Below are 18,695 nucleotides of genomic sequence, written 5' to 3' on the forward strand. Positions count from 1 at the left end.
CCTCGCGAAGCGGGCTAAAAAATCAGGATAATTAGAATAATTGTTACGAGATGTTAAACCAGTGTCGCCTTTTTACAACCGACTTCTTTATGAATTAAAGAGCCATAAATAAAACTCCACTCAACAAGCCATCACAAGACAACATGCGAGTATTTGTTATATCTCATATTTTCCCACGCACCATTTGATCCGGCTCATCCATAGCATATTTTATCAGGCAATATTAATACCCGAAAATTGGATAAATATAGTTAAAATATTATTTCAGCGTGCAACATACGCCAGCCTTTAGACTGGCAAAATTCATTACCCTCCTCCTAAAAATCATGATAATAGCAATTGCAAAAAACAGAATACTCACGCTTATTATTTGTGCAATAAATTTTCATTAGTAAAAAAACGCCTAAAAAATAAAAAAAAATAGAAAGCATAACAAATCACCTATTAGAAACCCCAACTTGCAATGCACTTTGCAAACCCTCCAGTGCACCTTGCAAAACGGAAACCACAAAAAATTAACAACCTTCTGTTTTGTAAATAAAATAAAACTTGGCATGGGTTGTGCAATTAAACCAACAAAGGGATCACAACAGTCAAACGGGCATAAAAAACAATGAACAAGCTGAATCATTGCCTTGCGGCCTGTCTTGCAGTGCTTGCAAGTGGATGCGCAACCGTCGAACCCGAGATCAATGGCGTAACGCCGCTCATGGGCCCACCGGTCACTTCGAATCATACGCCCTATTCGGAATGTCTGATGGCACTTGATGCCGTAGAGGGGATCAGTCATCTACCGGTCATCGCCGTGGGACAGATCGCCGACAAGACGGGACAACGTACCTATTCGACCCTGACCGAAAGCACGGCGCTGACGCAGGGTGTTTCAGAAATGCTGATCAGTGCGTTATTCAAGACCGGCAAGGTCGTGCTGACCGAGCGGCTCGATGTACGAGTTCCCCTCGCGGAACAACAGCTGGTCGAGCGTGAAGCCATGGCCTATGCGCCTAAACCGATTGCAGTTTTGCCCGCCAATTTTACGATCCTAGGAGCGCTTACCGAACTCAACTACAACATCTCAAGCGGCGGTTCGCGACTTTATGTCAGCGGCATCGGCGCGGAGGTGCGTACCGCCGTCATCAACGTCGGGCTAGACCTACGACTGGTCGATGTTCGCAGCTTTCGCACCCTGTATGTCTCCAGCCTGCAAAAACAAATCGTTGGCTACGAAGTGGAATCAGGGATATTTCGCTTCTTCGGCAATCAACTCATCGAATTCGATGCCGGCGCTGTCAGGAATGAGCCCCTGCAGCACGGTGTTCGATCGGTCGTGGAAATGGGCGCATACCAGATCCTGACCGAAGGCCTGGGCTTGCCGGTCCCCGACAATGAAGCTTGTCAGCCGCAAGCCGGGCATTACCTCGCCGTAAACCAAAAGGAAAGCAACAATGAAAAAACTCAATAAGCTGGCCGTTGCGGTAAGCACAGCAAGTGCTTTGATGTTGGGTGTCTCTCAGGCGCAGGCCTTCGATACTTCCCACTGGGATTGGGATCTCGATGTCGACACCACGGTCGATCAAAACATCGATATTAATGTCGATCTCAAGGATCCCAAGGGGTTGGCCCTGGTGGAAGTCGAGCAGGATTTCGATGGAAGCCTTTCCGCCGATAGCACCGTGACGGATATCGACAATGTGGCCAAAGCGGACAAACACATCAACTTCGAATGGGAAAAGTCGTTTCTTGGCCATCCCGTTGCCGAAGGCTCCGTCGACATTCATGTCGATAATTCCGACATGGGGCTAGGCGAGCTTGGCAAGATTGAGAGCGCGGCAACCGCCGTGGCCAACAACGCCAGCATCGAGACCGACGTTCAGACCAACCTGGATGCCGATCAGTTCTGGGATGGCTCGGGCAGCATCGACGCCAACTCTTATGTGGCCAATATCGATAACATGACCGTTGACAGCGCGGCAACTGCGGTTGGCAACAACCTGTCGTTGGATCTGAAAACCAAGAGTGCAAGCGACTCCATCCTGCTGGCGAATATCGTTCAGGTCGGAACCGGCAGTATTTCCGCTAACTCGACGATCACCAACGTCGATCTGGGGGTAGACGTGCCCAGAGGCTTCGAGGGACCGGAAATCAGCTCCGTCGCTACCGCCGTTGGCAACAACGTCAGTGTCAGCGTGAATGGTCTCAACTAACCTGAAGGCAATACAAACCCGGAGGGCTTCGTGCCCTCCGGAACCAGGAGGCGTGACGTGACCTCACATAGCAACAAGACGACCCGGCGCAGCGGTCTACTCGGCGCGATAATAGTGTGTGGTGGGTTTTTGATACCGACTACCGTAAGCGCCCAATCGCTGATGGGCCCCTACCCCTATGATTTCCCCGCCCGAAGTGGGCAGGCAGCACTGATCCTTTATGAAAGCAATAAGACGGCTTCAGCAAGCGGCTCGGGGGGTGATACTACTCTATACAGCAGCACCACTATCTCGGCGACCAACTGGCAACAGATCGAAATGACATTAGGTGATGGCTCCGAAGCCTCGATGGTCACCGACTCAAGCCAAAGCTCCGAGGGTGGAACGACGACTTCTAACTCGGAGTTTTTCAATAATACGCTTGAAGAAGAATTGATAGAGTAACGACACGACTATCTCTGCGCCGCCAGGAATAGCTTGGATACAGGCTAGACCTGGCGGATAAATTGACTCGCCGACTTCGTCACCCGACATCCATTGTGCTTTCTATCGTTCAACAACCGCTCGATAGCGGCGTTCCGAGCGTATTCGATAAGGATGCGCAGCCATGCGGCGTACGCAGTAGGGTCGGCTTGCACATCGTGGCACGGACCTCGGCCCTTCAGGGCGGGAGCAGTCAACGGACCAGCGCCTGGCTTTCCTCGCGCGCCTTGAGCCAGGCGATGGATTGCATGATCAGATCGGCATCGGTGGCATGCACCTCGATGCCCTGGCCAATCGCGGAGAGCAGCGTGACCGCGAGCCCGTCACCCGAATATTCGCGGCACTCACCCAGTCTGGACAGTATCGCCGCTTCGCCGTTGTCTCCCGGCTCGATCAGTCGTGGATGGAAGATGCGCAGGCCAAGCGACTCGAGCAGCTTGACGATGCGCAGCTCTTCGCCTGGCAGCAGCAGCCCGGCCAATACCGAGTAGCGCGCACCAAGCGCGATGCCGATGGCCAGCGCTTCGCCATGGTGAAGCTCATGGCGGGTCAGCTCCGCTAACTCGTGAGCCGGCCAGTGACCGAAATCCAGCGGCCGCGCGGAGCCAAGCTCGAACGGATCGCCGCCATAAGCGATCTGGTGCATATGCAGTTCGGCGCTGCGACGCACCATGGTTTCCTCGACCGAGCGATCGAGGCTCGCCAGCTTGTCGGCATTCGCTTCCATCCATGCGTAGAAATCGCCGTCGCGGAGCAAGGCGATCCTGATGGCTTCCGAAATACCGGCGATGCGCTCGCGTCGCGGCAGAGTCGCGAGAAAATCGAAGTCGTTGAGCACCGCCCAGGGTGGCGCGAAAGTGCCGATGGCGTTCTTCATGCCGTTGAGATCGACGGCATTTTTCACCTCCACGCCGCTGCCGTTCTGTGACAGTAGCGTGGTCGGTATACGGATATGCCGCACGCCGCGATGCGCTGTCGAGGCGGCAAGCCCGATCGCATCGAGTACTGCCCCGCCTCCGATGGTGATTATGTAGGAATGGCGGTCGACACCCAGGCGCTGGATGGTCTCTTGCACCGCCATGGTGTACGCAAGCCTGGCCTTGATCCGCTCTCCGCCGGGCACCATGATCGGCATCTCCAGCAGTTCGGCGCGCGCCGAGTGAGCCGTGAAATAGTCGAGGATGCGGGGCACCAGGTCCTTCCGGGCTGTGGCGACACCGTCGTCGATATAGATCAGGCATTTGTGTCGTTTGCCTTTTTCGCGCAGCGCCAGCATCTCGATGAGCAGCGGATTGTCCGCTGAAAAGAGATCGCGCGTGAAGGCCACGGGGTACTCGTAAGGCACCGAGAATCGCTGCCAACGGATCGCCGTTTGCGGCTTGCTGGCACACCCGGTCCCGCTTTGTGTATGGGCTGCCCCAGGTGCGAGCGCCGAACCCGCTGACGGAGCGGTGAAAGAAGCGGCGCGATGAGATAACGAGAGATTGTTATGCATTGTCTTTCGCCTTGATCTTGCATGAATCGAGGCTGCTCCAACAATCGGATTGTGCGGTTCGGGGAAAGGGGACGAAAACCAGTTTCGTTCCCCTTCCCCCTCGCCAGGACCGGTCTACAAGAGCGTGTCGCCTCCCGCCGCTGCCGGGTCGTTGAGTCCAACGATGCTGACGTCGTCGCTCATCGGCGGCACATCGTCGTCGGTTGCCGTCGGCGGCGTCTCTTCGAGGAACACCCCGCTGGCCGCAAACGATTGCAGTGCCATGACGCCGGGCTGCTGCTCGAGGGTCAGCGATTGCAGGTCCATCGGCCCGCCATTGAAGGTCAGCCTCAGCACCTGCTCGCCGGCCTGCAGGTCGAGCGTGAGCGACTCGGTGGCAATGTAATTGCCCCAATCGCCGGAGTCGGGCACCGCGAGCGGCCCGGACGTTGCGTAGAACGTGCCATTCTGCTCGACCGAGGCCGTGATGGAACGCCCGTCTTGAGGCGTCGCCGTCACGAACGACAGGTCGTAGGTTCCGGCCTCTTCGACGTTGATGGTGTACTCGACCCACTCACCATCCTCGACCCAGCCGATCGCCTCGCCATCGTTGACGATATCCACCCCTGTGTCGCGGAAGTCGCTGCCAAGCTGCGTTTCGCTGCCATCGTTGTAGGCGATGCCCTGCCCGCCTTCATCGAACAGTGCCGCGTCCAACGTCAGGCTGTCGCCAACCAGCCACGGCGTCTGACCAGCGTTGAAAGCCGATTGACCATCGTCGACTGGCGCGGCGGCGACGTTCAGCGTGAAGCCGGTGTCGATGCTGGCATTGCCATCCGAGGCGCTGACGAGAACCTCGAAGCTGCCTGCCGTGGCTGGCGTACCGCTGATGACTCCATCGTTCGAGATCGACAAGCCCTCGGGCAAACCGCTGGCCGTGTAGCTCAGCACATCGCCATCGGCGTCTTCGAAGGCACTCGTTGGAATGCTGAACGAGAAGTCCTCGTCCTCGGTCGCATTGAGATCGGCGATGCCATCCTCAACCACCGGCGCACTGTTGGTCGGTTCATCCGCCTGGGTCAAGGTGAACGAGGCCAAGTCCTGCGAGCCGCCATTGAAGGTCAGGCGCAGCGTCTGTACCCCGGCTTCGAGCTCGACCTGGACGCTGTCGGTTTGCTCGAAGGTCGTCCAGCCACCGCTGTAGTCGACCGCGACGGCGCCGGCCGTGAGATAGACGCCATTACCCTGGGCGAACGAGGCGGTGATCGACCTGGCAGAGCCGTTCTGCGAGCCCAGCGCGGACAGGAACGAGAGGTCGTACGTCCCCGCCTGCTGTACATTGATGGTGTACTCGACCCACTCGTCATCCTCGACCCAACCGATCGCCTCGCCGTCGCCAACGATATCCACCCCGTCGCCACGGAAGTCGCTGCCGATCTGCGTTTCGCTGCTATCGTTGTAGGCGACGTCCTGCCCGCCTTCGTCATACAACACCGCGTCCAACGTCAGGTCATCGCCGACCAGCCAGGGCGTCTGGGTATCGTTGAAGGGCTGCTGACCCTCGCCTTCGAGTGCGATGACCTCGAAGTCGAACGAAGCCAGATCCAGTTGCCCGCCATTGAAGGTCAGGCGCAGCGTCTGTTCTCCGGCCTGAAGGTCGAACTCCAGTGGCCCGACGTTTTCGTAGGTGGTGAAGCTGCCGGTGTTGGGTAAGCCGATAGAGCCGCTGGTGTAGAAGCCGCCCCCCTGCTCGAACGCCGCGGTAATGCTCCTGCCACCCGCGACCGCCGAGGTCAGGAAACTCAGCGAGTAGGTGCCGGCAGTCTCGACATTGATGGTGTATTCGACCCATTCGCCATCGGCGATGTAACCCAGCGCCAACGTGCCGTTGGAGATATCCACCGCTTCGTCGTCGCGGAACGACGCGCCCTGATGCGAGGCCGTGGTGTCGTTGTAGGCGACGCCCTGCCCGCCGTTGTCGAACAGGTTGGCTTCCAGGGTCAGACCATCGGCACCGATGACCCATGGCGTCTCGCTGTCGTTGAAGGCGCTCTGCTCCTGTGGCGCCTGATCGTCGAGGAAGTTCGGCGTACCGTCACCGTCGCTATCGTCGTAGATATCGACCCGGCCGTTGCCATCGGCGTCTTCCGCCCCGGTTGGGTCGTAGGTCTGGACATTTTCGACCAGGAAGATGTTGTCGTTGTAATCGTAGTTAACCCCCGCGTAATCCTGGATGACGATGTAGGTATCGGGAATCACGTTGCCATCGGCGTCCTTGGCCACGTAGACGCGAATCAGATGGCCGTCGTTCTGGTCCCAGTTGAGATCGGTGCCGGGATTGCCGATTTCGTTGATGGTGTCCTCATAGAGGTTGGCGTCCGGATCGGACCAGGAGATGTAACCCTGGCGGTCGCTGATCTCGGCGAAGAAGCCGAACGGATCGTCGCGGTCCAGCGAGACGCTGGCCAGCTGGTCGCCGCTATTGAGCGCACGTGGCAACAGCGTCTGGCCATCCTGGTCGTCGTGGGCGATCACCTCGTCGAGGTTACGGCTGTCGACGTCGTGGATGAACAGCCGGGCGACGTCCCCCTGGGTGTGGTAAGCCGCCAGTTGGGTGATCTTGATCGGCGAGCCGCCATCGGCACGCTGGAAGTAAGGCGCGAGAATCTCATCGCCGTTGGCTTCCACCAGGCCGCCCTGGTTCATCTGCGCCTGGCCGACGTCGGTGGTGTAGCCGAAGGCGTTGACGATCTCCTGTACCGTCGGCTCCTGGCCATTCTCCGATTGGCCCTGGGCGATGCCGGCGAGCTGAATCACCGTCTGGCCTTCGTCGCTGTCATTGGAATTGATCGTCAGCGTCGATTCGTAGAGCGAGCCGTCGTTGCCGTCCTGCCCGATGAAGCGCACCGTGACGTTCAGCGAGTTGCCCGGCGCAATCACCAGGTCGGTGCTGTCGCCGACGATCTCGAACAGCGTGGGATCGCCGATATCCAGGCTGGCGATTTCCAGGTCGGCGAAGCCGTTGTTATCGATCGTAATGGTGACTTCGTCATGCACCACCTGGCTATCGTTGGCCGGGTCCTCGATCCGGCTCATCACCAGGCGATTATCCGACGGTACGCCATCCAGGTTGGTGATCGAGATTTCACCGCCGGAGACCGGCGAGATGCCTTCGATGACGAACATGTTGTCGTTGTAGTCGTAGTTGATGCCGGTGTAATCCATGATGCCCAGATAGGTATCGGGAATCACGTTGCCATCGGCATCGACCGCCTGGAAGATGCGCACGGTGTAGCCGCGCTGGATGTCTTCGGTACCCGGCGGCACCTCGCCGCCACCGGTCGGGTTGAGGGTCGGGTCGGTCGACAGCCCCGCGACCTCGATACCGAAGATTCCGTTGCCCAGCCAGCCACCGGGAATCGTGTCCGGCGTGATCGTTGCCGTGGCGAACTGGCCATTGCTCTTGATCGGCAGGATCGACTGGTTATTGTCGCCGGCGTGGTTCGACAGCGTGACGTCCTGCCCCTTGTTGCCGGGGTTATGGATACCCAGTGTCGCGCCACCGTTGCCATGGAATGCCGCCAGTTGGGTGATCTTGGCCGACTCGAAGCCATCGGCGATCTTCCAGTACCCCGACAGCACCTCGGTCTCGTCCGCCGGGCGGTAGAGGTCGAAATCGTTGAGCACCGAGTTCTCGCCGCCACCCACCGTGGTCAGCCCCTCGATCCGGTTGCCGAAGCCGAAGATCTCCCACACCTCGTTGACATTGGGCTCCCAGCCGCCCTCGTCGCGCTGCTGCCAGAAACCGGCCAGATGCACCTCGGCGATCGGTGTGTCGGCGTCGTTGGTCACCAGTTGCAGCACGCCCTCGAACACCCCATCCGCCGCATCGGTGGTCGGTGCGGTGTAGGCCGAGCGATCGAACAGCACCTCGACCGTGATCGACTCGCCGGCGGCCAACGTCAGGCCATCGAAAACCCCCGGATCGGCCAGCACGAAGGGGCCGCTGAGATTGGCATCGATGATCGTTAGCTCAGAGGTGCCGGTGTTGCTGATCTCGACGCTACCGCTCTCCTTGTAATCCCGATCGGGATTCGAGGCGTCGTTGTTCTCCAGGTAGTTGAAGTGCAGGCGGTCGGAATAGTACGCCGCATCGTTGCTCTGAATGGCGATATCCGCATCGGGATCACCCGGGGCCGGCGAGACGTCGAGATAGTCGATCTCGTTGGCGCCATCGGCTTCGGAGATAACCCGCAGGTTATAGGAGACGCCAGCCTCAAGCTCGACATAGGCCGACTCCTCACCGGCGTCGCCCTGCCCGGGGAAAAGCAACTCATTGAGCGGCTGGCCGTTGAGCAGTAGCGTCAGCTCACCGCCATCCGGCGCGCCAGCATTGGCGGCCAAATCGAGCTTGTAGGCGCCATCCTCGTTGACGGTGAAGTAGAAATCCGCCGTTTTTTCATTGACCGCACGCGCGGTGTCACCGTTTTCCAGCTCGATGCGTGTCTCGCCGTCGACCTCGGCATAAGTCGGCTCGAAGGTATCCAACGGCTCGTCCGCCACCCGCAGCAGGTCGATGTTGGGGCCGACCGCATCCGGCGCGGTAACGCTAATGACGTTCGAGCCCGCCTCCAGCGATACCTCGACAGTCTCGAAGAACCAGTTGTCCTCGGCGGCGTTGCTCTGGCCGACGAAGGCCAGCATGCCAAGCGCGGCGCCGTTGATCATCAGATCCATTGGCCGGCTACCCTTGGTCACCGCCAGCGCGTAACGGAAGCCGATCTCATAAGTGCCCGCCTCGGCGACGTCGATGGTCCAGGTGATGGTCTGATCGCCGGTGCCGTCGAAGTCGACGAAGCCATCGCCCGAGGCGTTGCGATCGTCCGCGCTTTCGGGCACCACGACGGCACCACCATCCAGCTCGGCCGTTTCGGCCTCGTATTCGGCGTAGCCCGGCGTGGTGTCTTCGGGTGCTTGCAGAACCTCCAACTGATCGATGTTGGGACCGGTGGCGGCGGTCGCCTGGAAGCGCACCGTGTTCAGCCCCGAAACCAGGTCGGTGGGGATATCCAGCGTCAGCCATTCGTTCCAGGCATCATCGCCGAGGCCACCGGGAGGTGGGCTGAAGGCGAAGGTGCCGATACTGACGTTATTGACGAACACCTCGAGCGGGCGATTCACGGTATCGCCGTTGGCGTAGCGCACGCGCAATACCGAGTCGCCGGCCTGGGCCGCGGTCAGCTCGAAGCTGAAGGTAATGAAGTCGGCATTGCTCGCGCCGTAGTCCGCGTAGCCGCCAAGCACGCCGTCGGTGTCATCGGTGTTGCCATCGAGGCCAAAGGCCCCGGGGCGCAGGCCATTGGGTTGATCCGAATTGGGCTCGGGAGCGTCCTGGGTACGGATCGCGATCTCGGCACCACCGCCTTCGGCTACCGTTACCGTGGTTCCGTCATCAGGCGTGTTGTCCTCGGCCTGGATGGTCAGGACCGAGATCAGGTCATCATCGCCCGGATCACCCGGGTCACCGGGATCGCCCGGATCAGTAATCACGCCACCGGGCGCCGGGTCGAGACGTATCAACTGGCTCTCTCCGTTGCTGCGATTGAGCGTCAGCAGGTAGAGCTGGCCGGTCGCCGGGTTTTCGATGATGTCGAGCGGATCGACGTAGGTAATCACGTTGCCGTTGACGTCGCGCAGCACCTCGTCGCCGATCACGTTACCGTTGGCATCGAGGGTAATCGAACGAATGTCGTTGCCGCCCGAGTACTCGGTGAACAGCACGTTGCCCTGCAGGTTGCCTCCGAATACGTCGCTGGTGTATTCGGTCACACCGTTGGGCGAGCGGTTCTCGCCCAGCGAGTAGGCCCCGTCGATATCGTAGTTGGGATCGGGCTGCTGGCCCGCCGGATAATCGCCGACCTGATTGGTGTCGTTGCCCGAGGTCGGGTTGCCGCCATTGAGAATGTACTCATCGCGTAGCGGGTTGGGATGGCCGTAGTAACCGCCTTCCTCGATCGCGAACAGGTAGTCGTCCTGCTTCTCGACACTGTTCTGGTTTTCGTCCTGTGGTGTCGAGGGGTCGTCGGGCACGTTGCCACCGGCCGCCGAGCCGTTGGTCGGCACGTAGAGGAAGCCGTTGGAATGCCATACCAGGTCGTAGGCATTGCGCGTGCCGGTGGCGAATATCTTGAGTACCGCGTCCTCGGTAAACGGGTCGTAGAAGCTCTCGAGGATATTGCCGTCGGCGTCCTGCACGGTGGCCGTGCCGTTGTCGGCGAATACCAGGAACTCACCGTTGCCCATCGGAATGGGGTCGTCCTTGACGTTGCCATCGTCATCCGTGAAACGGCGGTTGTTGCCGTCATCCGGCAGCGGTTCGGTGGAAACGTCGAAGCCACCTTCCGGCGCGTCGCGGGTCGGATCGATTTCGATCACCGAGGCGTTCAGCAAGCGCTCTGGGCGGAAGCCCCAGGCGCTGTCGGGCTCACCCATCGCCGAGTTGGAGCCCTGCACCAGATACAGCAGGTGGCTCGGTACATCGGGGTTGGTCTCGGCGTCGTACTCCGGATTGACCCGGAACTCGAGACTGTTGGTGACGTGGTCGCCATTGGAACGTGGCAGGCCGGTGATATACGCCTCGGCGGAGCCGGTAAAGGCCTCGCCCTCGCCGAGGGTGATCTTGGTGACCCGCCCGCTGAAGTCCGGCACGCCGTTATCGCGTCCCGATAGCGGAATCGGGTAGTTGTCGGTGACCCACAGGGTGTTGGGGTCCGTCGGGTCGAAAGTGATACCTATGATCCCGCGCGGCCCGGCATCGCCCTGGAAGTAATCCAGCGTCAGGGTCTGCTCGCCGGACAGCGCACCCGTTTGCGGGTCCACGTCGTAGCGCTTGATCTGACCGCTCATGGTCGACACATACATCTTGGTGCCGTCCGGGGACAGCTCCAGCGAGGTGAAGGCAAAGGCGCCGTCGGCCGCGCCGTTGAGCTCTATGGTGTCGTTGAACGCCACTTCACGCGCCACTACTTCCGGCGCTTCGCCGGTGACGAAGGTGGTGGTGAATTTCTGGAACTCGCGCGTCGGCGCGTCCAGGTCGAGGTTGTCGCCACGATCGCGGAAGCCTTCGATCTTCAGCGTGTAGCTGGTGTATTCCTGCAAGCCGCCGAGCGGCGAGATGGTCAGCGAATCGAAACCGCCGGTGGTGTTGATGCTGAACTCGACCTCTTCGCCGCTGACAGTCTCGAACAAGCGTACCGAACCATCCTGAAGGCTCTCCAGCAACGCCCCGCCGCGACCGTCGACCACCGAGATACCCAGGAAGATATCCGAGGTAGGATCGACACCGATGGGCGCACTGCCATCGGCGGGGTCGAGATCGATCTCGACCTCGTCCTCGCCGACACCGGCAATCGCACGCGGATCGGTGAAGAACGCATAGTCCTCCGGTGCATCGCGACCGTCACCTGGCGTCAGATCGGGCAGTTCCTGGATTTCGATGTACTGGATCTCGGTGTTTTCGTTATCCAACCCCATCGAATCCAGCGTCAGGCGGCCATCGGTGACCTCGACGATGCGCGTCACCAGATCCGAACGGAAACCCTCGGTGTCGTTGGCCGGATTGCCGTCTTCCGGGAAGTCGCTTGGGCGGAACGGCGTGAACGGGTCGTTGAACAGCTCGCCCTCGGCGTTGATGACGTTATGGCTGTCGTAGGGACCGGAAGTATCGCCGATCGAAATGGTCACCTCGTAGAAACCATCCTCGAGTTCGATCTCCCAACCGGCACGTTCGTAGCCGGTCGCCGGCTGATCGAAGTGCGCGTAGGTGCCCTGCAGCGGATCGAGACCGCCTATATCGTCGGTGCGGTCATTGACCGCCACGCTGGTCTGGTCGGCGATCGCCATCGGCGTGGTGCCGTTCTCGGTGCCATCGGCGATCGAGGCCTCGCTGACCCAGCCGTACTGGTAAGTCTGGCCATCGACCTCGATAGACTGCTCGCCGAACGCCAGGCCGGTATCCGCGACGTAGCCATCTGGCGTGGCGAAGCCATCGGGTTGGAAGTTGATCTTGACCTGGAAGCGATCGATCGGCTCGACGATCGGGTCCGACGCTTCGCCCTCGCGACTGACCGACAGACTGTCGATATTGGGCCCGGCGGTACCGACGTTCTCCAGACGAATGACGTTGTCGCCAGCGGTGAGCTCAAGCTCGATGGTCGCCTCGCTCCAGTTCATCCAACCGGCATCGCCGGTCCCGGTACTGGCGAAAGCGATTTCGCCCTGAGCGGTGCCACCGACCAGGATACTCATCGGACGGTCGGCCAGATTGGTACCGGCATTGGTGTAACGCACGCTCAGGGTGTAAGTGCCCGCCTCTTCCACGCTGACGTTGAAGAACGCCGCGTCGCCGGCCTCGCCCCCCATGTCCAGATAACCGGTGCCGGTGAAGCCATCCCACAACCCGTCTGGACCGGTTGCCACGTTGGTTTCCGGATTGCTGGCATCGCGCACCACGGTATCCGGCGTCGGCTCGTCGTCATCGAGGGTCAGCGCCTCGCCCTGGATCTCGAACAGGAAAGGCTCGGGGCCGACCTCGTCACCGACGGTGACCTCGGTGGCGACACTGGCCTCGTTACCGGCGGCATCCGTCACGTATACGGTGGCGGTAACATCGCCTTCCAGACCACTCATGTCGACGCTGAAGTCGCCATTGACGTCCGGCGTGACCAGGCTGCGTGTGGCACCACCATCGAAGCTGATCTCGATGGTCTGGATATCGGCATCGACACCCGAGAGAGTAAAGCCTGCCGTCGCCGCCTCGTCGACGTCCAGCGTACTATCGGCCGCGATCAGTTCAAGGTTGCCATCCTCGTCGGCCGACACGTCGACGGCGATCGGGCCAGAACCGGCTTCGGTAATCTCGATGCGATCGAGATTCGGGCCGCTGGTAAAGCCGGGCGGGATCGCCAGCGAGAGCGAGTTCTCACCCGCTTCCAGGGTGACCGTGACGGTTTCGAACAGCCAGTGATCGAAGCCTTCTTCCACGCCATTGCCGTCCGGGTCGGTAGCCAGGAAAGCAAGTTGACCAGCCATGCCGCCATTGATGCTCAGGTCCAGCGGTCGGTCGCTGTTGGAGGCGTAGCGAACGTTGAGATCATAGCTGCCGGCCTGGGCAACATTGACGGTGAAAGTCACCGTGTCTCCGGCGGTATCGCCGAAATCGAGATAACCGCTGCCGGTGAAGTCCGGGCGCAGTCCACTGAACCCGGACCCTGTTTCGGGGTTGCTGGCATCGCGCACAGTGGTAACGGTGGCGTTGCTGCCATCGTCGGCCAGGGTCAGGCTGCCGTCCTCGGCCTGAACGGTGATCGGCGTGAATGCCGCCTCGTCGCTATCGGTGACCTCGATGGAGAGGGTTTCAACGTCGCTCAGCGCCCCATCGGTAGCCGTTACCTCCACTTCGTAGAGGTTATCCTCATCGGCATCGGCCGCGGTCTCGAAGTCCGGCGCGTTGATGAACGCCAGCGCACCGGTTTCTGGGTCGATGGTGAACAGCGCGGCATCGGCGCCGCCGGTGATCGCGAACGCCGGTGCCACCAGCCCCGTCATGCCGCCGTCTTCGTCGACCAGCGGTACGGCACCGACCACCGTCATTCCCTCGACGAGGGAGAAGCTGGACTGGTCGATGGCCAGGGATTCGTTGGCGTCGGCGACGCTGACGATGACGTCCTGAGAGGTGATGTTTTCGCCATCACTGACCGAGACGGTGAGTTCGTAGATGCCGTCGCTATCGGCATCCAACGGACTCTCGGCGTCGGGCGCCGTGGCGAAGGTCAGCACGCCGGTGGCCTGATCGAAGCTGAACAACGCCGCGTCGGCGCCTTCGAGGGTGACGGTCAGTGCATCGTTCTCGGTATCGGCGAGGGTCAGGGTGGCAACGTCGCCGGTGTTTTCGTCGATGGCGATCGTGCCGGCCAGGCCGCCGATCGTCGGCGCCTCGTTGACGGGTTCTTCGGTACGCGTGAAGAGCAGGCGGTCGATGCGCATCTGCTCGCCGGACTCGCCTTGCGCGGTCAGCGTGGCGATGGTCGCCGCGTCGATGTATACCGGCGTCTCGAAGGCGATTTCCTTGAGGTTACCGGCCTGGCCCGAGCTGCCGCGCGAGCCGGCGTTGAGGAAGACCCCGAAGTCATCGTTGAGAATCGCGCTATCGACCAGCTCTCCGGTAGCGGTGTTACGCGCCTGCACTAGAGTGTCGCCGATCAGCAGCGATAGCGACCCCGCGCCATCGGTCTCGTCGAAGACCACCACGCTGACCGTGTACCAGCCCTCGACGATTCCGCTGTCGCCCAGCGCAGTCGATACCTGCGTCGACTGGTTATTGGCGAGCTGGATGATCTGATTGCCCGAGGCATTGGCGTTACCGGCGACGAAGAAGTTATCGGCATCGCCCAGCCCGGTGAAATCCTCGGCTTCGACGCTCAGTACGTCGCCCACCTCCAGCCCTTCGATCTCGAATTGCAGGGTCAGCGTATTGGAAAGGCCACCACCGTCGGTGGCACGCACGATCACCTCGAACGAGCCCGCCTCGCTCGGCGTGCCGCTAATCACCCCTTCGGCATCGACGCTGAGCCCCTCGGGCAAGCCCTCGACGCTGAGCGTCAGCGCATCGCCATCGGGATCGCTGAAGTAGCCGGTGAAATTTGCAAGTTCGATGCCATCGAAGAAGCTGCCCTGCTCTCCGAAGTAAGGCTCGAGGGCGACATCGTCCACCATCGGCGCGTCGTTGACGTTGTCGACGGTCAGTTCGAACGACGTAGCGGTTGTGGCCATGCCGTCATCGGCGGTAACCGTGATCGTGAAGGTGCCGGCGCTCAGCCCATCCAGGCTACCGCTGAGCACGTTGCCAGTGACGGTCAAGCCACTGAAGTCCTCGACGGGCACACCACCCTGCGATACCTCGACGCTATAGCTCAGCGGGTCGTTGTCGTCGTCGACGAAGGGCAGATCGAGTTCCAGCATGCCGCCCTCGTCGATAGACAGATCGGCGATACCACCGCCGATCACGCGCGGCGCGCTGTTTTCTTCGCTGCCCGGGTCCATTTCCGCGAGCTGGACGTTGGAGAAGATCGACGACCCCAGGGTCGAAGTAGCGTCGTCGTCGCTGATGAACACCAACGAGTCGAGCGTAATGCCGGCGTGATCGCCGAGCTCGATGGTAAAGCGGGTCGTCCCATCGCCGTTGTCGACACCGGAGCCGCGCAGATCGATGAACGCACCCTGGCCCTGGAAGCCGCCGAGCTGATAGATCGAGCTGTCGCCATCGAAGGCGTTTTCGTCAAGATCGAAACCGATGGCGATGATTTCCGGTGAATTTTCGCCAATCGCCAGATCGAGCACGAGCCGGGTCTGCTCGGTGACGACATAATCGCGCGACAGCCCGACGCGCTTCCATAGGTTGTCGTTGAGCGCCAGCGTCGCACCCTCGTCGCTGACCTCATAGCCAGGGCCGCTTGGGTTGTCCTGGTTAGCGGTGTAGCTGGTGATATTGCCTTCGCTGCCGCCGTTGAAGACGACATCGAGCGGCCCCACCGTTGACTCCACCAAGCTGACGTTGGTGCTGGTCTGTACATGATTGCCTGCCGCATCGGTCGCGAACAGCGTCAGCGTGGCATCGCCAGCGGGCAGGCCTGACAGATCCACCGTGACCGTGCCATCGACGATACTCGCCGCAGTGCGGGTTTCACCGCCATCGAGGCTGACTTCGATGCTGACGACATCCGCATCCATGCCAGTAACATCGAAGTTGACCTGCTCGGAGCCGACCGTAACCGAATCGTCCGGGCCGGTCAGAGTGAGATTGGCATCGGCATCCGCCGAAACATCGCCGACCGGGCCACTGCCGCCAGCGGTAATTTCGATGCGGTCGAGATTGGGCCCTCGGGTAGCCCCTGCGGGAATGGCGAACGAGAAGGTGTTGTCGCCGGCATTCAGCGCGACCGTGACGGTTTCATACTGCCAGTTGTCGAAGCCTTCGAGGGTACCCGCACCAGGGCCATCCGGATCGGTGTCGCCGAACTCGATCGTGCCCGGCGCCGAGCCATTGACGATCAGGTCGAGCGGGCGCACGCCGTTGGAAGCATAGCGCACGCTTATGTCGTAACTACCCGCCTCGGCGACATTGATGGTGTAGGAAATACTGTCGCCCGGGGCACTGCCGAAATCGAGATAACCGCTGCCCGAGAAATCCGGACGCAGGCCACTGAAACCCGTACCCGACTCCGGGTTATCGGCGTCGCGCACCACGGTGCCGTCATCGTTGGTCACGCCCATTACGCCCTCTTCGGCCTGTAGGAAAATCGGCGCAAAGGGCTCGGGCTCGGTCACCGATTCGTCGACATCGCCGACGACGATGGTGAAAGTCTGCGACACGCTGGCCGTGGAATCGCCGGCCTCGCTGGCGGTCACCGTCAGTTCGATGGACTGTTCGGTCTCGAAATCCAGGCTCTCGCCACTCTTCAGTCGCAGCATGCCGCTGGCGTCGACCTCGAAGCGAGCATCGCTGACGATGAAGACATGCGCGCTGTCGTCGGTATCCTCGACATTCAACTGGCCGATTGCCGCGCCGTCATCGTTCTCCAACACGCTGGCGTTATCGAGTGCGATCGCGCTCGGTGCTACCGGGTCGGCGGCCACCAGGGCCATTTCGATCTTGTCGATGTTGGGACCATCGGCGCCACCGCCGAGGCGCAGCAGATTCTCGCCGGCGCCCAGCGAGACTTCGATGGTTTCGGTGGTCCAGCCCTCCCATTCGGATGGCTCGGTGGACACCGTCACGTCATCAGGCAGGTCGTCGAGATCGTCGGGCAGCGCGGCGGGCGGTGTCGTCGCGGCAAAGGCGAAGCCGCCGATAGAAGTGGCCACGCCCCCGGCAACCAGCGACAGATCGAGCGGCCGCGCCGTCGAGCCGGCATAGGTCACGGTGATCGAGTAGGTGCCGGCCACCGGCGCCTGGAAGGTGAACTCGCCATAGGCCGCGGCATTGCCCTTGGCCCAGTCCATATAGCTGGCGTCCTCCGCGCCGACGCGGAAGGTATCGTCGATGGTGTTGATGGTGTCGACGGTGACCACACGGTTGGTGGTCGCGCTGGTGAGGTCCTCCGCCGGAGAGACAGTGAGGTCCTCGCCCTGAATGACCACACTGCCAGCGGCGGGCTTGCGCACCTCGAGATAATCGATATTCGGGCCACTGGCGCCATTCGAGGTAAAACTGATGGTATTCACGCCCGCCACGAGATCGACGTGGACCGTGCGCTCGTCGAAGATCGTGAAATCGCCGGCGTCGGCGGTCTCGGTGGTGCTGGTCAGGTCGAAGACGCGATCGACGAGCTGCTCGTTGACCTCGAGACGCAAGGGGCGGTTGCGCTCACTGCCGTTGTCGTTCTGGCTCAACGCATAACGCAGCGCCAGTTCGTACTCGCCGGCCTCGGCGACCGTGACATTGAAAGTGAGCGTCTCACCGCTGGGGGTACCGTAATCGGCATAGGCATTGCCATCGGCGTTGACCGCGTTGGGATCTGCGCCTCCCACGATCTTCAGAGTGCCGCCTTCGAGGGTGGTGAAATTACCGTCCGCGTCGCTGTCCGCAGTGTCTTCCGCCTGCACGCGCAGCGCTTCGAACGCCGCGATGCCGGGCTCCGGCCCAGCGGCAACCGTGAAATCGACCTGCTGCGAAGCGCCGGCAATCGCCTCGCCATTACCATCGAGCGCCTCGACGGTCAGGCTGGCCGCCCCGTTGGCCAGCACCGGCAATGCCTCGAAGAGGAAGGGGGCGGAAGCGATGGTCAGTATGGTCGGCGCGTTTTCCGCATCGCTCAGGGTGAGACGAACGCCTTTTACATTCTGGGGATCCAGCCCCTCTCCACCTGCCGGAATGACACGAATGGCAAAGTCGCCCAGTGCGCTCGTGTCGATATGCCTGCCATTCTTCAGGCCACCCAGTAGCTCGCCAGTCAATGCATCGATCAAGGAAATAGAAAACATAGGACACCACCTCAGGATCTTGTTTTTTCTTACCCAACGTGCTCTGTCGTCGACCGCAACGGCACCAGACCACATTTGCGCACCAAAATTCACCCAGCGTTACTCTGATATACATTAACTTTCAGGTGCGCATTAACAAGGCTGAATATTCTCAACTCCCCCAATCCAAATAGCGCTACTCATGGCGCATCGAATAAGCTGATGCATTGCCATTAATTCATTTTTTTCAATGCATTAAATGAATCAGAAGAATATTCTTATCGTAACCTCCCTCTCCCCCTGCCGATTAACGCGCTTTAATGAAGATTAAATAAACCATCAAAATAACTGCCCAAAGCATGAGTCAAATAATCCAAAAACATTAAATAATAAAATGACAACTTAACCATTAACGGAGGTCATCAAAACCATTTAACGCTCAAACAATCATCTAATGTACTGTTTTTAAAAAATTTAATGACAAGAATCATACTGACGCGCGTTTACAGCCCCAT

The 18,695-nt window shown here is 60.4% G+C and carries 5 protein-coding genes; 3 read left to right on the plus strand and 2 right to left on the minus strand.

What is annotated here, in order from left to right:
- The first annotated feature begins 613 nt into the window (after positions 1–613).
- From BLR92_RS18180 to BLR92_RS18190, 3 genes are read left to right on the plus strand one after another with little or no spacing between them, the layout of a single operon-like run.
- Positions 614–1,462: a CsgG/HfaB family protein gene (locus BLR92_RS18180; protein WP_089730700.1), complete on the plus strand. Its 849-nt coding sequence runs from the start codon at positions 614–616 to the stop codon at positions 1,460–1,462.
- Complete coding sequence (locus BLR92_RS18185) at positions 1,446–2,204, plus strand: hypothetical protein (RefSeq protein WP_089730701.1); 759 nt, start codon at positions 1,446–1,448, stop codon at positions 2,202–2,204. Before BLR92_RS18180 ends, BLR92_RS18185 begins: the two co-directional genes overlap by 17 nt.
- Before the next feature lie 57 nt (positions 2,205–2,261).
- Complete coding sequence (locus BLR92_RS18190) at positions 2,262–2,648, plus strand: hypothetical protein (protein WP_089730702.1); 387 nt, start codon at positions 2,262–2,264, stop codon at positions 2,646–2,648.
- A gap of 232 nt (positions 2,649–2,880) precedes the next feature.
- On the opposite strand, the gene BLR92_RS18195 is transcribed toward BLR92_RS18190, so the two are convergent.
- Positions 2,881–4,182, minus strand: coding sequence for a 3-dehydroquinate synthase (locus BLR92_RS18195; protein ID WP_089730703.1), 1,302 nt, complete (start codon positions 4,180–4,182; stop codon positions 2,881–2,883).
- A gap of 114 nt (positions 4,183–4,296) precedes the next feature.
- A complete protein-coding gene (locus BLR92_RS18200) occupies positions 4,297–18,201 on the minus strand; it encodes a carbohydrate-binding protein (protein WP_245704267.1) in 13,905 nt (4,634 codons plus the stop codon).
- Positions 18,202–18,695 lie beyond the last annotated feature (494 nt).

Origin of the sequence: Modicisalibacter muralis (genome assembly GCF_900102945.1) — a bacterium.
GTDB classification, from domain to species: Bacteria; Pseudomonadota; Gammaproteobacteria; order Pseudomonadales; family Halomonadaceae; genus Modicisalibacter; species Modicisalibacter muralis.

Excerpts from the sequence above, each read along its gene's own strand:
- BLR92_RS18185 (WP_089730701.1), top strand. The coding sequence starts at position 1,446 with ATGAAAAAACTCAATAAGCTGGCCGTTGCGGTAAGCACAGCAAGTGCT.
- BLR92_RS18195 (WP_089730703.1), bottom strand. The coding sequence starts at position 4,182 with ATGCATAACAATCTCTCGTTATCTCATCGCGCCGCTTCTTTCACCGCT.
- BLR92_RS18200 (WP_245704267.1), bottom strand. The coding sequence starts at position 18,201 with ATGTTTTCTATTTCCTTGATCGATGCATTGACTGGCGAGCTACTGGGT.
- BLR92_RS18180 (WP_089730700.1), top strand. The coding sequence starts at position 614 with ATGAACAAGCTGAATCATTGCCTTGCGGCCTGTCTTGCAGTGCTTGCA.